The organism is Streptomyces sp. NPDC101166, from assembly GCF_044768125.1.
Taxonomy (GTDB): domain Bacteria; phylum Actinomycetota; class Actinomycetes; order Streptomycetales; family Streptomycetaceae; genus Streptomyces.
Genome location: NZ_JBIWPF010000002.1, coordinates 333637 through 352367, shown reverse-complemented (window position 1 = coordinate 352367; position 18731 = coordinate 333637). Strand labels below are relative to the sequence as shown.

At 71.1% G+C, this 18731-nt stretch carries 15 protein-coding genes; 9 read left to right on the top strand and 6 right to left on the bottom strand.

The window, feature by feature from the left end:
• Positions 1-76 precede the first annotated feature (76 nt).
• Genes ACIRS4_RS05925 through ACIRS4_RS05915 form a run of 3 tightly spaced genes read right to left on the bottom strand, consistent with a single transcriptional unit; the run spans position 77 to position 3632 of the window.
• Complete coding sequence (locus ACIRS4_RS05925) at positions 77-2422, bottom strand: ABC transporter permease (RefSeq protein WP_404190563.1); 2346 nt, start codon at positions 2420-2422, stop codon at positions 77-79.
• Complete coding sequence (locus ACIRS4_RS05920; RefSeq protein WP_404190560.1) at positions 2419-3111, bottom strand: ABC transporter ATP-binding protein; 693 nt, start codon at positions 3109-3111, stop codon at positions 2419-2421. The genes ACIRS4_RS05925 and ACIRS4_RS05920 overlap by 4 nt, the downstream gene beginning before the upstream one ends.
• Entirely contained in the window at positions 3108-3632 is a 525-nt protein-coding gene (locus ACIRS4_RS05915) for a PadR family transcriptional regulator (RefSeq protein ID WP_404190558.1), read from the bottom strand. Before ACIRS4_RS05915 ends, ACIRS4_RS05920 begins: the two co-directional genes overlap by 4 nt.
• Positions 3633-4560: 928 nt before the next feature.
• On the opposite strand from ACIRS4_RS05915, the gene ACIRS4_RS05910 reads away from it, so the two are divergent.
• The 3 genes from ACIRS4_RS05910 to ACIRS4_RS05900 all read left to right on the top strand — a co-directional run bounded on the left by ACIRS4_RS05910 (position 4561) and on the right by ACIRS4_RS05900 (position 6823).
• The gene (locus tag ACIRS4_RS05910; protein WP_404190556.1) at positions 4561-4899 is read left to right on the top strand and encodes a MerR family transcriptional regulator; all 339 of its coding nucleotides are present in this window, start codon (positions 4561-4563) and stop codon (positions 4897-4899) included.
• Positions 4900-5142: 243 nt separating this feature from the next.
• The gene (locus ACIRS4_RS05905; RefSeq protein WP_055495910.1) at positions 5143-5346 is read left to right on the top strand and encodes a cold-shock protein; all 204 of its coding nucleotides are present in this window, start codon (positions 5143-5145) and stop codon (positions 5344-5346) included.
• Positions 5347-6037: 691 nt separating this feature from the next.
• Complete coding sequence (locus ACIRS4_RS05900; protein WP_404190553.1) at positions 6038-6823, top strand: hemolysin III family protein; 786 nt, start codon at positions 6038-6040, stop codon at positions 6821-6823.
• A gap of 195 nt (positions 6824-7018) precedes the next feature.
• Here ACIRS4_RS05900 and ACIRS4_RS05895 read toward each other — a convergent pair whose 3' ends face one another.
• Positions 7019-8704, bottom strand: coding sequence for a ribonuclease J (locus ACIRS4_RS05895; protein WP_404190550.1), 1686 nt, complete (start codon positions 8702-8704; stop codon positions 7019-7021).
• 164 nt (positions 8705-8868) lie between these two features.
• On the opposite strand from ACIRS4_RS05895, the gene ACIRS4_RS05890 reads away from it, so the two are divergent.
• The 5 genes from ACIRS4_RS05890 (at position 8869) to ACIRS4_RS05870 (ending at position 12489) form a co-directional block, all read left to right on the top strand.
• Positions 8869-9039: a transposase gene (locus ACIRS4_RS05890; protein ID WP_404191065.1), complete on the top strand. Its 171-nt coding sequence runs from the start codon at positions 8869-8871 to the stop codon at positions 9037-9039.
• A gap of 147 nt (positions 9040-9186) precedes the next feature.
• The gene (gene pcaC, locus ACIRS4_RS05885) at positions 9187-10485 is read left to right on the top strand and encodes a 4-carboxymuconolactone decarboxylase (protein ID WP_404190547.1); all 1299 of its coding nucleotides are present in this window, start codon (positions 9187-9189) and stop codon (positions 10483-10485) included.
• 38 nt (positions 10486-10523) lie between these two features.
• Positions 10524-11168 (top strand): MBL fold metallo-hydrolase, encoded by a 645-nt coding sequence (locus ACIRS4_RS05880; RefSeq protein ID WP_404190544.1) that lies wholly within the window; start codon positions 10524-10526, stop codon positions 11166-11168.
• A 30-nt stretch (positions 11169-11198) separates the two neighbouring features.
• Positions 11199-11978 (top strand): exodeoxyribonuclease III, encoded by a 780-nt coding sequence (locus ACIRS4_RS05875; RefSeq protein WP_404190541.1) that lies wholly within the window; start codon positions 11199-11201, stop codon positions 11976-11978.
• A gap of 91 nt (positions 11979-12069) precedes the next feature.
• On the top strand, positions 12070-12489 hold the full coding sequence (locus ACIRS4_RS05870; protein ID WP_404190538.1) for a DUF6278 family protein: 420 nt from the start codon (positions 12070-12072) through the stop codon (positions 12487-12489).
• A 382-nt stretch (positions 12490-12871) separates the two neighbouring features.
• Here ACIRS4_RS05870 and ACIRS4_RS05865 read toward each other — a convergent pair whose 3' ends face one another.
• Complete coding sequence (locus ACIRS4_RS05865; RefSeq protein WP_404190535.1) at positions 12872-13633, bottom strand: hypothetical protein; 762 nt, start codon at positions 13631-13633, stop codon at positions 12872-12874.
• A gap of 143 nt (positions 13634-13776) precedes the next feature.
• Between ACIRS4_RS05865 and ggt the strand changes: the two genes are divergently transcribed.
• Positions 13777-15576, top strand: coding sequence for a gamma-glutamyltransferase (gene ggt, locus ACIRS4_RS05860; RefSeq protein ID WP_404190533.1), 1800 nt, complete (start codon positions 13777-13779; stop codon positions 15574-15576).
• On the opposite strand, the gene ACIRS4_RS05855 is transcribed toward ggt, so the two are convergent.
• The gene (locus ACIRS4_RS05855) at positions 15571-18120 is read right to left on the bottom strand and encodes an ATP-dependent Clp protease ATP-binding subunit (RefSeq protein ID WP_404190530.1); all 2550 of its coding nucleotides are present in this window, start codon (positions 18118-18120) and stop codon (positions 15571-15573) included. The genes ggt and ACIRS4_RS05855 overlap by 6 nt on opposite strands.
• Positions 18121-18731 lie beyond the last annotated feature (611 nt).

The following is an 18731-nucleotide window of genomic DNA, read 5'->3' as shown; positions in this document are numbered from 1 at the left end:
AGGTGGAAGGTCGTGACCACACGCAGAAGCGGGCTCCTCCGGTCAGGAGGAGCCCACTTCAGGGGTGTGCGCGGGTCTACTCCGTACGCAGGCCCGTCGGGCGCATCATGCGCAGCAGCGGCGGCAGGCTGAGCAGCGTGACCACACCGACCACGGCCGCGCCCACGCCGGTCATGGTGAACACGCTCGCCCAGTCCATGATCACCGGCGTACGGGTCATCTTCAGCAGCGCCGAGCCGAGGGTGACGCCCACCGAGGTGGCCAGTACCAGACCGAGTCCGACCGGGACGGCCGTCTGCCACAGCACCGACAGGCTCAGCGTGCGGCGCCGGGTGCCGAAGGCGACCAGCGCGGAGAGCAGCTTCTTGCGTTCGCGCAGCTGTTCCAGCTGGGAGACCAGAAGGCTCGCCCCGATCAGCGCCAGCACGAAGGCGGAGCCGATGAACAGGCCGGTGCGGATGGAGGTGTACTTGGCGTTCTCCTGGGACGCCGACCAGCCGTAGGTCTGCGCCAGGGGGTCGAGGCGGGCGGCGACGTTGCGGACGTACTCGCGTGAGTCCGGCACCGAGGGATCCAGCCGCAGGTAGACGCCGTCCGAGATCACCACGGGCGCGGCCGCGCGCGGCAGGGCGCCGGGGGTGACCAGCACACTGTTGTAGTCCTGCAGGGAGTCCTTGCGCGCGTCCACCGCCCGAATGTTCGACGGAACGGCCCAGGGCACCTCGAGGCCGCGGTCGCCGCCGTCGTACGACGGGTCGATGTAGAGCCGGCGGCCGGGCTTCAGCAGGGCGACTTCGGCGGCGTTGTCGGTGTTCTCGTAGCCGCTGCGCGTTCGCGTGACGAACACGTCACCGTCCTTGCAGGAGGGCAGGGTGGCGAGCTCGCGCAGCCCGGCGCAGGTGGCCACGGTCATGCTGCTCATGTTCTCCGGGTCGCGACGGGTGTCCCCGTACTCGGCGCGGGCCAGGGCCACCGCGGCCCGTACGCCCTTGGCGCCGGCGAACTCGCTCTCGACGCCGGACAGTTGCCTGGGTCCGCTGAACTCGACCTGCATCTGGACCCGGCTCGGGTCCTGGCCCGTGCTCTTGGTGTACTGGCTCTGCGTCCCCGTGAAGAGCATCTGCAGCGCGATCGCCCCCGCCACCGCCACGGCGATGCCGTTGACCATGCGGGCCGCGGTGCCGCTGCTCAACTGCAGCCTGCGCACAGCCAGTTGCCAGGACAGCGAGCCCTTCCCGAGCCGGACGACGACCGCCTCCACCACCCACGGCAGCAGGGCGGTGATGCCGATGAGCAACATCAGGACGCCGCCGATGACGAGGTACTGGTTGAACTCCCCGTTCTCACGGCCCTGGCCGATCATCGGGTAGAGCATCCCGAGGCCGGCCAGCGGCGGCAGCAGCCGCCACCACAGTCGGCGGCGGCGCTGTTTGGCCGTGCGCACGACACCGAGGGGTTCGACGACCACGCCGCGCATCGCGAGCAGCGTGACGAGTACGGCGGCGACCGGCACCGCCACCGCGACCAGCGCGGCGAGCGCGGGAGCGGGGTCGAGGTAGCTGGGCCAGACGCTCAGCCCCAGCAACTCGCCGGTCCCCAGCTTCTGACGGCTGAGCAGGAAGAGGCCGGTGCCCACGACCAGGCCGAGCAGCGCCCCGGCCAGCGCTTCGCCCGCCGCGATCCTCCGGGTCATCCCCCGGTCGGAGCCGACCAGGCGCAGCGCGGCGAGCCGGCGGTCGCGGCGTTCGCCGCCGAAGCGGACGGCGGCGGCGATGAACACGGCGACCGGCGTCAGCAGTGCCACGAACACGACCAGGACCATGAGCAGCAGCACCGGGTCGGTCTTCTCGGGCGGTGCGTCCGGTTTGCCGAACCGGTTCAGCCGTGTGACCAGGGTGGAATCCGTGAGTTTCAGCCCCGAGGCGCCCGCGTAGTAGACCAGTTCGTGCGAGCCGACCAGCCCGCTCTCGCCGATCGTGCCGGTGATCTTGTACGGCAGGCGCTCCCGCAGCAGTTTCGCGTCGTCCGACTCCAGTACGTCCTTGAGCGCGGGGGAGACCAGCATCTCGCCCTTGCCCGGGAAGCGGTCGACCCCCGGGGGCAGCGGCGCCCGCGCGCCCTCGGGTTCGACCAGCCGTCCGAGGACGTCGTCGTCGCGCCAGGTGGTGTCGGCGTCCGCGACCAGGAGGGTGTCGTCGCCCTTGGGCGGGATGTTCCGGGTGTACACGTCGACGTGGCGGGCGTCGTTCACCTCGCCGCGGGAGGCGAGCACGTTGGGCACCGCGCTGCACAGCAGGAGCAGGGCCACACCGAGGCCGACGCCGATCGCCGTCAGCGACGTCCGGACCCAGCCCTCGCGGCCGCCGGTGACGGCGAACCGGGCTCCCATGGCCAGGTCCACGGCCCACTGTCGCGGGCTCATACGGCGCGCTCCATGTCCCGGGACTTGCCGTCGCGTACGACGACCTCGCGGTCGGAGAACGCGGCCACCCGTGCCTCGTGGGTGACGAGGACGACGGCGGCGTTGGCGGAGCGGGCCGCCTGGGTGAGCAGTTCCATCACGCGCTCGCCGTTGTGGGAGTCGAGCGCGCCGGTCGGTTCGTCGGCGAACACCACCCGGGGATTCGTGACCAGCGCGCGGGCCACGGCGACGCGCTGGCCCTGGCCGCCGGAGACCTCGCCGGGCCGTTTGCCCTTCAGGTCGTCGACCTCCAGGCGCTCCATCCAGCCGAGCGCCGACCGCTCGGCTTCCTTGCGGGAGGAGCCGTTCAGCCTGAGCGGCAGGGCGACGTTCTCCACGCAGGTCAGCTCCGGGACCAGTTGCCCGAACTGGAACACGAACCCGAACTCCGAGCGTCTGAGGGCGCTGCGCCTGCCGTCGCTCATCGTCGTCACCTCACGCCCGTTGTAGGTGATCGACCCGGAGTCGGGCGGCAGGATGCCCGCGAGGCAGTGCAGCAGCGTCGACTTGCCGGAGCCTGAGGGGCCCATGATGGCGACGACCTCGCCGGGGTGGATGGAGAACCCGGCGCCGTCGAGGGCGTGGGTCTGCCCGTACGTCTTGCGCAGGTCCCGCGCGGTGAGCAGGGAACCAAGGGGAGGAGTCGTCATCGGGCTATGACCTCACGGAGTTTGTCGAGTCGGGCGGCGGTCAGCTCCAGCCAGCGCAGGTCCGCCTCCAGGTGGTACAGGGCGTGGTCGCAGATCAGCTGGTCCGCCAGATCGCCCTTGCGTTTGCGGTCGGTCAGGATGCGCATGCTGCGCAGATGCTCGGAGCGCTGGGTGTCCAGGATGTCGGCGGCGTTCCTGTGGGTGAGCAGCGCGAGGACGACCTTGGTGTAGAGGGCCGACTGGAGGTACTCCTGGGGCTTCTGCGGGGTCCCGAGCCACTGCTCCACATCGGTGACGCCGGCGCCGGTGATCGCGTAACGTTTGCGCTCCGGGCCGCCGCCGGCCTCGATCCCGTCGACCTCGACGAGACCGTTCTTCAGCAGCCGGGACATCGTCGAGTAGACCTGGCCGTAGTGCAGCGGCCGATCGTGACCGAACGTCTCGTCGAAGGCCCGCTTCAGCTCGTAACCGTGCCGCGGGCCGGACTCCAGGAGCCCCAAAAGGGTGTGACCGATGGACATGGATCCACTATACGCACCGTGTATACGCGGCATGTATACACTCGGTGTGTAGCCAGTGGCGGTGTGTGCGGCCGCGCAGGTGAGGGAGGCGGGTCCTCCGCCTGTCACGATTGTGAAACGGGCGGAGTCCCGTGGACGCATTCCCGTCGACGCCGGAACTTCAGCACCGAACGCCCGGCGGCCTCAGGGCGGTCGGAGTCCCTGACCGTGGTCACCAATGGCGCTGCCGTCACCGGTCGATGGGCCGTCGCAGCCATGTGGAGGCGGAGGGTGTCGGATGCTGACGGATTCCGCCCGCACTTCCATGCCGCCCAGCGGTCGGCGGCGTCGCGCTCGGTCCGGGGCGGACCGGTCGAGGTGGACTACCTCATCTTCGAGGGCGCAGAAATCTATGCTGACCGGAGTAGACATTCGCTGACGGTGTGGTTATGGTTTCTTTCGTAGCCGAGATCGAGCAAGGCCCGGCAGACATGAACTGCCGGGCAGTAGTACGCAGTTGCAGTTGGCATGACGGTGCGGTGGTGGAGTTTCGAAGCCAGAGCGTTTGCAGGACGGCGACGGGACTGACGACCGGACCGGGTGGCCCGCAGTGATCAGGGGCCACCATGAGCAGTACCGCAGTGCCAGTAGGAGAAGGTTCGCAGTACCCAGCAGTGAGTAGTTGATCAAGAGGGAAGAACGGAGGAGCCCAGCGCCATCAGGATCGCCCGGGTGGAAGTCCTGGACCCGGGTACCGCAGGACATCGATAGTGAGGTGGTCTCCGGTCGAGCAACCGCGATCCCCGCGCCCCCGAGAGCGTCTCGGTCGGGTCTGCGGCAACAGAGGGCCGGTGCAGTATCAGGGCCGGCAGATGGTGTAGTAGTTCCTTCGGGGCCCTGGTGCCGGTACGGCGCCAGGGCCCCTCCACGCGTTCCCCAGAGAGGTGCAATGACAGCAGACGACACGCTCGGCCGTCTCGATGACGACGACTACCCCGCCTACACCATGGGCCGGGCCGCCGAGATGCTCGGCACCACGCAGGGCTTCCTGCGCGCCATCGGCGAAGCCCGCCTCATCACCCCGCTGCGCTCCGCGGGCGGCCACCGCCGCTACTCCCGCTACCAGCTGCGCATCGCCGCCCGCGCCCGGGAACTCGTCGACCACGGCACCCCCATCGAGGCCGCTTGCCGCATCATCATCCTCGAAGACCAGCTCGAGGAAGCCCAGCGCCTCAACGCCGAATACCGTCGCGCCACCGAATCGGCGAACCCGACCGCAGCAGCGTGAGATGAGCGTGCCCGTCCGAGTCGGCGGGCGCCGCGCGCACGGTCTGCCATGCGGTGTGATCATTTCCTGTGGTGACGCGGCGTGTGGGCGTGTAGCGTCTGCGTCAGCTGTCGTGGTTCGGATTTCCCTCTTGCCCACGCCTTCGGCGTGGGCGTTTTGCTGTGCTGTGCCGCAGGGACCAGGGCGATCACCTCTGCCTTCCACATGGAGTGGGAGGCGTTCATCCACTGGAAGGCATCAGACATGGCAACGGGAACTGTGAAGTGGTTCAACGCGGAGAAGGGCTTCGGTTTCATCGCCCAGGACGGCGGCGGCCCGGATGTCTTCGCGCACTACTCCGCGATCAACTCCACGGGCTTTCGTGAGCTCCAGGAGGGCCAGGCCGTGACGTTCGACGTCACCCAGGGCCAGAAGGGTCCGCAGGCCGAGAACATCAACCTGGTCTGACCTCGCAGACCTGCCCGGGGATCGCGCACGCTGCGTCCGGTGAGCGCCGCCCGTGCGGGCCTCACCGGACGAAGGGCCTGCTCTCGTGCCGGGCGTGCACAGGATCAGGGGCCGCGCAGGCATGCCTGCGCGGCCCCTGATCTGTCGAGGCGGAGGCGGGTACGACCTCGGCCGAACTTCCTGACCTCAGTTGCCGCGAGCGTCGTCCGGTTCGGGTGCCGCACGCTCTGCGCCTCTGTTCGCGCAGTTCGGAGCAGCAGACGGTCAGGTGCCCGTCCAAGCGGCGAGGAAGGCTTGCCGTCCATCCGGATCGTCCCGTCGACGGTCCGCATGCAGAACGCGCCGGGCGGTGAGCTCAAGGTCTCCAGTGGGTGTTCCAACTGGTCTGCGAGGGCAGTGGATACGTGGGGGCGGACCTCAGGAAGCATCGGCGATCCCTGCGCATGGGCGAGCGGAGATGCCCGTTCGCAAACCCCTGATCTTTCCCATGGCAGGCCGTTCTGCTCGGCTTCGGCAGGCTCGATCGGTGGGAGGCTCGACGGGGCTGAAGTTCACGCGGTGGCGAGCCGGCCCGGGCCCGGTGGTGGCCCTGGGGCCCTGGACCGACATTCCATGAGGCTGCCGGAGTGAGTTTTAGCATTGCCGCATTGCAATCAGTGACGTCCTGTCGCCCGAGGGAGAACGAGAAGCTGTGTCCCGTGATGCCGCTGAAGTGGAGTACGGTCACGTCGCACCAGCGCGTGGAGAGCGTCGTGAAGACGGGTCGCCGGACGGATCGCAAGGCGGACAAGCAGGGGAGAAGGCTCATTCGGTCTCCGCCCTGGTGGAGCGGGCGGCCGACCTGGCCGAACCGATCAAGCCGAAATTGCGTGGCTGGCTCCATGCCGGAATGGTCCCCGCCGCGCTGATCCTGGGCGTCGTACTCATCTGCCTGGCCCGTACTCCGCAGGCAGCCCTGGCCTGTGCCGTGTACTCGGTCACCGCCTGGCTGCTGTTCGCGACGAGCGCCATCTACCACCGCGGCACCTGGGGACCAGTGGGCGAGGCTCTTCTACGACGACTCGACCACGCCAACATCTTCCTGATCACCGCCGGTACCTGCACCCCCCTGGCCGTGCTCCTCCTCCGGCCGGAACAGCGGTCCACGCTGCTGTGGATCGTATGGACCGGGGCATTGGCCGGCATCGTGTTCCGGGTCCTGTGGATCGGAGCTCCGCGCTGGCTGTACACCCCGTGTTATCTGGCCCTGGGGTGGGCGCCGGTGTGCTACATGCCCGACTTCCAGCACACCGGCGGAGCGGCCGTGGTCGTCCTGATCGTTGTCGGCGGTCTCCTCTACAGCGCGGGCGCGGTGGTCTACGCATTGCAGCAGCCCGACCCCTCACCCCGCTGGTTCGGTTACCACGAGGTCTTCCACGCCCTGACCGTGGCAGCCTTCACCGCGCACTACATCGCCATCTCCCTGGTCACCTACTGACCGCGACGGCGTCCGGGCTTGCGCCGCTCGTCACACGCGCTACGCGTGCCGCACCGCGAACGGGCCGGGCGGTGGCCGAGGCATCGGTCCGCGGCTGACCCCGACGGAGGAGCCTCGAGAGGTGGACTCCCGTGCCCGGCCGCGATGCCGGCAGGACCGCGACCGGAACCGCGGGCCGCGCTGCCGGGCCGTGGCTCAGGCGTCGATGATGACGGGGATGATCAGGGGCTTGCGGCGGTGGGTGCGGAAGGCCCAGTTCGCCACGGCGCGGGCGACGAGCTGTTCGAGCTGGCGGGCGTCCCCGACGCCTTCCTCGGCCGCGGTGGCCAGGGTCTTCTCGATGACGGGGACGACCGGCTCGAAGGTGGTGTCGTCGTGGACGAAGCCCCGGGCCAGGAAGTCGGGGGGCTCGGCGAGGGCGCCGGTGTCCGCGTCGACGATCGCCACCACCGTGACCACCCCTTCCTCCGCGAGGGTGAGGCGGTCCTTCAGGGACGCTTCGGTCGCCCCGCCGACTTCCATGCCGTCCACGTAGACGTTGCCGGCGGGGACCTTGCCGGTGATGGACGCGCGCCCGTCGACGAGGTCGACGACCACGCCGTCCTCGGCGATGACGACGCGGTCGGGGTCGACACCGGTACGGATGGCGAGGTCGCCGTTGGCCCGCAGATGGCGCCATTCGCCGTGTACGGGCATGACGTTGCGGGGTTTGACGATGTTGTAGCAGTAGACGAGTTCGCCGGCGCTGGCGTGTCCGGAGACGTGCACCTTGGCGTTGCCCTTGTGGACGACGTGGGCGCCCCACCGGGTGAGTCCGTTGATCACCCGGTAGATGGCATTCTCGTTGCCGGGGATGAGGGAGCTGGCGAGCAGTACGGTGTCGCCCTTGCCGATGCGGATCTGGTGGTCGCGGTTGGCCATTCGTGACAGCGCGGCCATCGGTTCGCCCTGGGAGCCGGTGCACACCAGAGTGATCTTGTGGTCCGGGAGCTTCTCCAGCTCCTTGGTGCTCACGACCAGACCGGACGGGACCTTCAGATAGCCCAGGTCACGGGCGATGCCCATGTTGCGGACCATCGACCGGCCGACGAAGGCGACCTTGCGGCCGTGCTGGTGGGCGGCGTCCAGTACCTGCTGGATGCGGTGCACATGGCTGGCGAAGCTGGAGACGATGACGCGGCGCGGCGCGGTGCGCATCACCTGCTCGATCGCCGGGTTCAGCTCACGCTCGGATGTGGTGAAGCCGGGCACTTCGGCGTTGGTGGAATCGGTGAGGAACAGGTCCACGCCCTCCTCGCCGAGCCGGGCGAAGGCACGCAGATCGGTGATGCGGTCGTCGAGAGGGAACTGGTCCATCTTGAAGTCACCGGTGTGCAGCACCATCCCGGCGCCGGTGCGGATCGCGACCGCGAGGCTGTCCGGAATGGAGTGGTTGACCGCCACGAACTCGCAGTCGAAGGGCCCGAAGCCCCGCCGGTCGTCTTCCCGCACCCGCACCGTGCGCGGTCGGATTCCGTGTTCCTTGAGTTTGGCCTCCAGGAACGCCAGCGTCAGCTTGGAACCGACGACGGGAATGTCGCGCCGCTCGCGCAGCAGGTACGGCACGCCGCCGATGTGGTCTTCGTGGCCATGGGTGAGGACGATGGCCACGATGTCGTCCAGCCGGTCCCGGATCGAGGTGAAGTCCGGCAGGATCACGTCCACGCCGGGCTGGGTCTCCTCGGGGAACAGCACACCGCAGTCGACGATGAGCAGTTTGCCGGCGTGCTCGAAGACGGTCATGTTGCGGCCGATCTCCCCCAGGCCGCCCAGGGCGATGACTCGCAGCCCTCCTTCGGGAAGGGGAGGGGCGGCTTTCAGTTCGGGGTGCGGGTGACTCATACCCTGACGTTACCCGGAGTGCGGGACGACATGATCCGTTGCCTGTGTGGTCTCTCTGAGGAGCGGGTGAGACGGCGAGGCCCCGCCGGGCAACGTCCTGACGGCGGTCAGGGCCCACGACGGTGGGGGAGACGAGGGTGCGGTAGGGGGACGACCCCGAGCGGCTGAACTCCGAGGCGTCCTTTGCCGCCCTTTGCGGAATCAGCCCCATCGAGTACTCCTCTGGCCGGCGGAGCACGCGCCGGCTCGACTACGGCGGCGACCGCCAGGCCAACGCCGCCCTGCACCGCATCGTGTTCACCCGGCTCCGACCCGCGCACCCAGGCGTGCTGTGAACGCCGCCCCCAGGAGGGCAAGACCCGTCGTGAGATCATCCGATGCCTCGGGCGATACGCGGCCCGCAGGTCTGCAACCCTCCTCGGGACGGTATCCAGCGCCCCCTAGTTGGAGGGGTGTACGTGAGAGATGAGAGGGTCTGACGGGTGAGCGAGACACCACCGAACACCCTGCAATACCGCTTTGACGGGCCGGAAGACGCACCGGTCCTGATCCTGGGCCCTTCCCTGGGGACCACATGGCACATGTGGGACCGGCAGGTCCCCGAGCTGGCGCGGCAGTGGCGGATCTTCCGCTACGACCTGCCCGGCCACGGCGGCGCCCCCGCCCATCCCGCGGGCTCCGTCGCCGACCTCGCCGCGCGGCTGCTCGCCACGCTCGACGCGCTCGGCGTGCAACGCTTCGGCTACGCCGGCTGCGCGCTCGGCGGCGCGGTCGGCGTCGAGCTGGCGCTGCGCCACCCCGAACGCGTCGCCTCGCTCGCGCTGATCGCCGCCTCCCCGCGGTTCGGCACGGCGGACGAGTTCCGCCAGCGCGGCGTGATCGTGCGGACCAACGGCCTCGACCCCATCGCCCGCAGCTCACCCGACCGCTGGTTCACCAGCGGCTTCGCCGCCGCGCAGCCCGCCATCACCGACTGGGCGGTGCAGATGGTGCGCACCACCGACCCCGGCTGCTACATCGGCGCCTGCGAGGCGCTCGCCGCGTTCGACGTGCGCGCCGAGCTCGGGCTCGTCGGCGTGCCGACGCTGGTCCTCGTCGGCTCGGACGACCAGGTCACCGGCCCCGCCGAGGCCCGCACCCTGGTCGCCGGCATCCCGGACGCCCGCCTGGCCGTCGTCCCCGGCGCCTCCCACCTGGTGCCGGTGGAACAGCCCGCGGCCGTCACCGACCTGCTGGTGCGGCACTTCTCCACCGCCTGGCAGCCCGCCTTCGACCACACCACCGGGCAGACCGCCGTGCCCGGCGTCTCCCTCAAGCCGGCCGTCGCCCCGCCCCCGCCCGCCCCCGTCGCCGAGATCGCGCCCGCCGGCCTGGTCGAACCGCCGCAGGTCATGGGTCGCCCCGACCCCTACGACGCGGGACTGAAGGTGCGCCGGGAAGTGCTCGGCGACGCCCACGTCGACCGGGCGCTGTCGCAGGCCGACGACTTCTCCGGCGACTTCCAGGACTTCGTCACCCGCTACGCCTGGGGCGAGATCTGGGACCGGCCCGGCCTCGACCGGCGCTCCCGCTCCTGCGTCACCCTCACCGCGCTCGTCGCCGGCGGCCACCTGGAGGAGCTCGCCTTCCACACGCGCGCCGCCCTGCGCAACGGCCTCACCCCCGACGAGATCAAGGAAGTCCTGCTCCAGGCCGCCGTGTACTGCGGCGTACCGGCGGCGAACAGCGCCTTCCGGGTGGCCCAGCAGGTCATCCAGGAGGAGACCACACCCCCCGAGTGAGCGTCGTTCCCCGCACTCCGGAAGGCAGGATGGACGACATGACGACCACGAAGCTCACGAAGAAGTCGCACGCCTGCGTCCGCCTGGAGAAGGAGGGGCGCACCCTCGTCCTGGACCCGGGCGGGTTCAGCGAGCCCGACGCTGCCGCGGGCGCCGACGCGATCCTGGTCACGCACGAACACCCCGACCACTTCGACGAGGGGCGGCTGCGGGCCGCGCTGGACGCCGACCCGGCCGCCGAACTGTGGACGCTCCGCTCGGTCGCGGAGCGGCTCTCCGCCGCCTACCCGGGCCGCGTCCACACCGTCGGCCACGGCGACGCCTTCACCGCCGCGGGATTCGACGTCCAGGTCCACGGCGAACTGCACGCCGTCATCCACCCCGACCTGCCGCGCATCACCAACGTCGGCTATCTGATCGACGGCGGCCGCGTCTTCCACCCCGGCGACGCGCTCACCGTCCCCGGCACGGCCGTGGAGACGCTGATGCTCCCCGTCATGGCCCCCTGGAGCAAGATCTCCGAAGTCATCGACTACGTCCGCGAGGTGAAGCCGCAGCGCGCCTACGACATCCACGACGCGCTGCTCACCGACCTCGCCCGCCCCATCTACGACAACCAGATCGCGGCCCTCGGCGGCGCGGAGCACCGACGGCTGGCGCCGGGGGAGAGCACGGCTCTGTGAGTGTCGGTGGCGCCCGGTAGGTTGTGAGGCATGCGCATCGCGACCTGGAACGTCAACTCGATCACCGCCCGCCTGCCGAGGCTCCTGGCCTGGCTGGAGAGCAGCGGCACGGACGTGCTGTGCCTCCAGGAGGCCAAGGTCGCCGAGGAGCAGTTCCCGTTCGACCAGCTGCGCGAGCTGGGCTACGAGGCGGCGGTCCACGCCACCGGCCGGTGGAACGGCGTGGCGGTGATCTCCCGGGCCGGCCTGGAGGACGTCGTCAAGGGCCTGCCCGGCGACCCTGGCTACGACGGCGCTCCCGAGCCCCGCGCGATCTCCGCGACCTGCGGCCCGGTCCGCGTCTGGTCGGTGTACGTGCCCAACGGCCGCGAGGTGGACCACCCGCACTACGCCTACAAGCTCCAGTGGTTCGAGGCCCTCAAGGCCGCCGTCGCCGGGGACGCCGCCGGCGGCCGCCCCTTCGCCGTGCTCGGCGACTACAACGTGGCGCCGACCGACGACGACGTCTTCGACCCGGCCGCCTTCGAGGGCTCCACGCACGTCACGGCCGCCGAGCGCGCCGCCCTCGCCGCGCTGCGCGAGGCAGGCCTCTCCGACGTCGTCCCGCGCCCCCTGAAGTACGACCACCCGTTCACGTACTGGGACTACCGCCAGCTCTGCTTCCCCAAGAACCGGGGCATGCGCATCGACCTGGTCTACGGCAACGAGCCGTTCGCCAAGGCCGTGAAGGACGCCTACGTAGACCGGGAGGAGCGCAAGGGCAAGGGCGCCTCGGACCACGCGCCGGTCGTCGTCGACCTGGAGGTGTGAGCGGCGGCGCGCGGCGAGGGCGGTCCCGCCCCGACGGGGTCGCCCGCGCGCCCTATGGTGCGCACATCGGTGTGAATGTCACTCTGAGGCCATGAACATCCCGTTCCTGGGCATCAGGCGCAAGAAGCAGGATGAGGCGACGCTGGCGGCCGATCCCGAGGGGATCGCCGAACTGCTCTCCGAATGCGACCTGCTGCGCTCCCTGGCCGCCCGGGAAGGCGTCCTCCTCGACGACTCCGTGCGCTCCCTGGAGGCCCTGGACCAGCTGGTGCCGCGCTGGCGCGACGACGAGGAGATCCTCCCGTGGCTCGGCAACGACGCGGGGCTCTACCTGGGCACGGTGACCGTGCGCACCGTCCCCGGCGCGCAGTGGCAGGTCTGGCCGGGCGGCCGCCCCCTCGTCCGGCTGGCGTCCGGCCGTGAGTTCGACGTGGTCGCGGCCGGCCACGAGTGGGCGGCGAACGGCGTCCCCGAACTGTCCCAGCTCTACGGCGAGGTGGCGGAGGCCTGACGACCGCGGCGGCGCGGGTCCCTGCGACCGCCCGCGCCGGCCCGCCGTTCACCACGAGTCGGCAGGTGAACTCGCCCTGTGACCACGGGCGGTGATTCGGCGTCGCGGGCCCCCGATCGGCTCCGGGCATGCCCGCCGACTCCGACGTCTCGACTACGATGTGCCGTTCATCCGGTCCGCGAGGACCCAGAGGCAGCAGTCCACCCAGAGAGCTCCACCCGCCCGGCCACGGTCGGAGATCACTGCTCGCGCGGCGGAACCGGCCCGTTCGACGGGTCGCCCGCCGGCGAGGAGAAGGTCAGCCGTGCGCCGGACGGGTTGTGCTCGCCGGGCGGCGGGGCTGATCGTGCCGACGACGAGGTCAGGCCGGACCGGGCGGGCGTCAGGACGCGCGGTGGGAGGGGCGGGCCGCGGTCGCCTGCGCGGGCAGCGGCGCCCGCGCCGCCCGCGTCACGTCCGCCACTTCCTCCACCACGTCCGGGCCGTACGCGTGTGAGTTGACGACCTTCAGCAGCAGCACGAACGAGTTGTGGCGGTGTTTGCGCTGCAGGCGCTCGTGATGGCGGGCGAGATAGCGGGTCGCGGCCTGGTTGGTGATGGCCGTCTGGCCGCAGAAGAGGAAGACGGGCCGGTTGTGCGGGCTCGCCTCGACGGTGAGCCGCGCGAGAAGCACGTACTCCGTGACCCCCGCCTCCAGTCGGTACCGTTCGGCGCCGATCTGCAACGCCCCGCGGTCGGGCGTGGGTTCGGCGTCGACGTTCATCCGTACGCCGGGCAGCAACGAGGCGAGGTGCGCCGTCATCCGCCGATTTGACGCCGGCCCGCCCACGCAGAACTCGGTGCGCTCACCGAAACCCTGCCGTGCCGCGTCGTGCGCGACGACCTGCGCCTGAGCGCCGCAGTCCTTGATCAGTGCGGCCAGTTCGAGCAGCGCGAACACGTCGTATCGCATCACCGCGAGCTCGGGGCCGGCCGCGCCACGGTTCACCACGAGCAGCGACTCGGAGTTGTCCGGCAGCCCGAAGAACGCCTGCTTGCGCCGGAGTCGGCGCTTCCACAGGTAGGTGCGGGCAACCCAGCCGAGCGCGGCACTGATGCCGCCCGCGACCACGCCCAGGACGATGTTGCGCACGTCGTCGTTCATGGGCGCGCATGCTAGCGGGCGAACGTTCCGGTGACGTACCCGTGTTCGAGGCGTGGCAGTCGTATGACAGTGCGTCGAGGCGGACTGTCGGGGCCGCTCGAATGTGGTTACGCTGCGCGGACGTTCCTGGACTGGAGGTACGGATGCGTCGCCCTGTCGCGCGGAAACTGTCGGTCCTGGCGGTTTCGGCCGCCGTCGTCTCGGTGGGGGCAGCGGCCCCGCCCGCCGCCGCGAGAACGGCCGTCGAGAAGACCCCGGTCGCGGTCGGCTACGGCGGCGCCGTGGCCAGCGTCGACGCCGACGCCTCCGCGGCCGGCATCGAGGTGCTGAGGAACGGCGGCAACGCCGTCGACGCGGCCGTCGCCACCGCCGCGGCCCTCGGCGTCACCGAGCCCTACTCCGCCGGCATCGGCGGAGGCGGCTACTTCGTCTACTACGACGCCAAGTCCCGCACCGTGCGCACCATCGACGGACGCGAGACCGCCCCGCGGACCGCCGACGCGAACCTCTTCCAGGAGAACGGCAAACCGCTCGCCTTCACCGACGCCGTCAGCAGCGGCCTCGCGGTCGGCACCCCGGGAACGCCCGCCACCTGGGCGAGCGCCCTCGACAAGTGGGGCAGCAGAAAGCTCGGCACGCTGCTGAAGCCCGCCGAACGCCTGGCCCGCGACGGCTTCACCGTCGACGACACCTTCCGCAGCCAGACCGCCGCCAACGAGACCCGCTTCCGCTACTTCCCCGACACCGCCCGGCTCTTCCTGCCCGGCGGACGGCTTCCGGCGGTCGGCTCCACCTTCAAGAACCCCGACCTCGCCCGCACCTACAAGGAGCTGGGCAGGAACGGCGTTCGAGAGCTCTACCGGGGCGACATCGCCGACGACATCGTCGACACCGTCAACCACCCGCCCGTCGACCCGGCCTCGGGCTGGAACGCCCGCCCGGGCAAGCTGTCGGCGAAGGACCTCGCCGCCTACCGCGCCGAATTCCGGGCCCCCACCAAAACGTCGTACCGCGGTCTGGGCGTCTTCTCCATCGCGCCCTCCTCCTCCGGCGGCACCACCGTGGGCGAGGCGCTGAACATCCTGGAGCGCACCGACCTGTCCAAGGCGACCCAGGTCCAGTACCTGCACCGCTACATCGAGGCCAGCCGCATCGCCTTCGCCGACCGCGGACGCTGGGTCGGCGACCCCGCCTTCGAGGACGTGCCGACGAAGGAACTGCTCTCCCAGAAGTACGCGGACTCACGCGCCTGCCTCATCAAGGACGACGCCGTCCTCACCAGCCCCCTCGCCCCCGGCGACCCGCGGCACCCCGTGCCCTGCGGCGCCGGCGGCACGGCCGCGCCGACCACGTACGAGGGCGAGAACACCACGCACCTGACAGTGGCGGACAAGTGGGGCAACGTCGTCGCCTACACGCTCACCATCGAGCAGACCGGCGGCAGCGGCATCACCGTCCCCGGCCGCGGCTTCCTCCTCAACAACGAGCTGACCGACTTCTCCTTCGCCCCGGCCAACCCGGCCGTGCACGACCCGAACCTGCCGGGGCCGGGCAAGCGGCCGCGCTCCTCGATCTCGCCGACCATCGTCCTCGACCGGCACGACAAGCCCGTCGTGGCGCTCGGTTCGCCGGGCGGCGCGACCATCATCACCACCGTGCTGCAGACCCTCACCGGCTTCCTCGACCGGAAGCTGCCGCTCGTGGACGCCATCGCCGCACCCCGCGCCAGCCAGCGCAACGCAGCCCAGACCGAACTCGAACCCGGGCTGTACGGAAGCGACGTGGCCAGGCAGTTGGAGGCCCTCGGTCATTCCTTCCGGCTCAACCCGGAGATCGGCGCCGCCACCGGCGTCCAGCGGCTGCCCGACGGCAAGTGGCTGGCGGCCGCCGAGAAGACACGGCGGGGCGGCGGTTCGGCGCAGGTGGTGCGCCCGGCGTCATAGCTCCACGGCGGGGACGGGCGGCCCGGTGCGGAACGCGAGCCGCCCGTCCTCGACCTCGACCGTCAACCGGTCGCCCTCCTCGACCTGCCCGTCGAGCAGCAGCCTCGACAGCCGGTTGTCGACCTCGCGCTGGATGGTGCGGCGCAGCGGCCGGGCGCCGTACTCCGGCTGGTATCCGCGTTCGGCGAGCCAGTCGACGGCCGCTTCGCTGAACTCGACCGCGATGTCCTGCGCGGTCAGCAGCCGACGGGTGCCCTCCAGCAACAGGTCGGTGATCCGGCGCAGTTGCTCACCGGTCAGCTGGCGGAAGACGACGATCTCGTCGATGCGGTTGAGGAACTCCGGCCGGAAGTGCTCGCGCAACGGCCGCAGGATCCGCTCCTGGCGCGCCTCCTCGTCGGCGTCCGCGCCGCCCGGCCCGAAGCCGATGCCCCCGCCGGTCCGGGTGATCGCCTCCGAGCCCAGGTTGCTCGTCATCACGATGACCGTGTTGGTGAAGTCGACCGTGCGGCCCTGGGAGTCGGTGAGCCGGCCGTCGTCGAGGACCTGGAGCAGGATGTTGAAGACGTCGGGATGCGCCTTCTCCACCTCGTCGAGCAGGAGCAGCGAGTACGGGTGCCTGCGCACCGCCTCGGTGAGCTGCCCGGCCTCCTCGTGGCCGACGTAGCCGGGCGGGGCGCCCACCAGCCGGCTCACGGTGTGCCGCTCCTGGTACTCGCTCATGTCCAGGCGGACCATCCGCTCCTCGCTGCCGAACAACTGTTCGGCGAGCGCGCGCGCCAGCTCCGTCTTGCCGACGCCGGTCGGGCCGAGGAAGAGGAAGCTGCCGATCGGCCGGTCCGGGCTCGCCAGCCCCGCGCGCGAGCGCAGCACCGCGTCCGCGACGACCCGTACGGCCTCGTCCTGGCCGACGACCCGCTCGTGCAGGTGCTCCTCCAGACCCAGCAGCCGGTCCTTCTCCTCCTGGGTGAGGCTCGCCACCGGGATCCCGGTCTGCCGCGACACCACCTCGGCGATCGCCTCGGCGGTGACCTCCAGATGCTGGCCCTCGTCCACCTCGTCGCTGTGCGCGGCGTCCGTGATCCGGCGCTTCAACTCGACGATACGGTCCCGCAGTTGCGTGGCCTGCTCGTACTGCTCGTCGGCGACCGCCTGGTCCTTGTCCCGGGCCAGCTGCTCCACCTCGCGCTCCATCGCGCGCACGTCGGTGCCCTTGGTGCGCGCCCCCAGCCGCACCCGGGCGCCGGCCTGGTCGATCAGGTCGATGGCCTTGTCGGGCAGCCGCCGGTCCGTCAGGTACCGGTCGGACAGCTCCACGGCCGCCGTCAGCGCCTCGTCGGTGTAGCGGACCTGGTGGTGGGCCTCGTAGCGGTCCCGCAGGCCGCGCAGGATCTCGATCGCGTCGGCGACCGACGGCTCGGGCACCAGGATCGGCTGGAACCGCCGGGCCAGCGCCGCGTCCTTCTCGATCCGCCGGTACTCCTCCAGCGTCGTCGCGCCGACGATGTGCAGCTCGCCGCGGGCCAGGGCCGCCTTGAGGATGTTCCCGGCGTCCATCGAGCCGCCCTCGCCGCCCCCGCCCGCGCCGACGACCGTGTGCAGTTCGTCGATGAAGACGATCAGCTGGTCGGAGTGGGCGCGGATCTCGCCGACGATGTTGTTGAGGCGTTCCTCGAAGTCGCCGCGGTAGCGGGTGCCGGCGACCACGCCGGGCAGGTCCAGGGCGACGACACGGCGGCCGCCCAGCACGTCCGGCACGTCGCCGTCGGCAAGGCGCTGCGCGAGGCCCTCCACGACGGCCGTCTTGCCGACGCCGGCGTCCCCGATCAGTACCGGGTTGTTCTTGCCGCGCCGGGAGAGCACCTCGATGGTCTGCTCGATCTCCTCGTCCCGTCCGATCACCGGGTCGACGCGGCCCTCGCGGGCCAGCTCCGTGAGGTCGCGGCCGTACTTGTCGAGGGTGGGCGTCTCGGTGGGCCACGGCCGCTCCGGGCGCGGCTGCGCGGCGTCCGGCGGCTCGGGCCGGGCGCCGCCGGCCGCCGGGGCGAAGCGGGCCGCGTTCAGGATGTGCCCGGCCGCGGAGTCCGGGTTCGCCGCGAGGGCGCTGAGCACGTGCTCCGGGCCGATGTACCCGGCGCCGCGCGAGCGGGCCAGGTCGTGCGCGTCCAGCAGGGCGCGCTTGGCGGCCGGGGTGAGCGACAGCGAGGTAGGCGGCGGCGCCTCGCCCGGCGGGTGCTGGGCGGGGCCGGAGCGCTCGTCTATCTCCGTCGCGAGTGAGTCGGGGTCCGCGCCGGCCCGGCTGAGCAGTGTACGGGTCGGCTCCGCGGAGAGGGCCGCGCGCAGGAGGTGCTCGGTGTCCAGGTCACGGCTGCCGTGTTCGGCGGCGTACTGCGCCGCGCCGCGGACCAGCTCCCTGGCCGGCTGGCTCAGGAGCTGACCGATGTTGATCTGGCGAGGGCCGGGGCGGGACCCGCCGAAGAAGCGGGCCAGGAACTCACCGAAGGGGTCGCCGTAGCCCTCCGGGCTGGTGAAGCCGCTGGTCATGGCGTTCCGTTCGATCGACGTGCGGTTGCCGGTGCGGACGGGTGCCCATGCCGTGCGGCGCTACACCTGAGGAGCCGCTGAGGGCACCCAGTCCACCTTGTCACGCCCAAGAAGCCCCGGCACGTCGTGACGACAGGGCACCACGGCACCCGTCCGACGCCGCATCAGCAGAGGGTGCCCGGAACAGGAGCGGCACGGCACCACCGGTAAGGGGCGCGGGGAACTGCGCGCCCGGCCACGACGCCGCGGCAGCCGAACGACGCCGGATCAGCAGGGGGTGCCGGAACAGGAGCGGCACGGCACCACCGGTAGGGGGCGCGGGGAACTGCGCGCCCGGCCACGACGTCGCGGCAGCCGCACGACGCCGCATCAGCAGGGGGCGCCGGAACAGGAGCGGCACGGCACCACCGGTAAGGGGCGCGGGGAACTGCGCGACCGGCCACGACGTCGCGGCAGCCGAACGACGCCGCATCAGCAGGGGGTGCCCGGAACAGGAGCGGCACGGCACCACCGGTAGGGGGCGCGGGGAACTGCGCGCCCGGCCACGACGCCGCGGCAGCCGAACGACGCCGCACCGGCAGGGGGTGCCGGAACAGGAGCGGCACGGCACC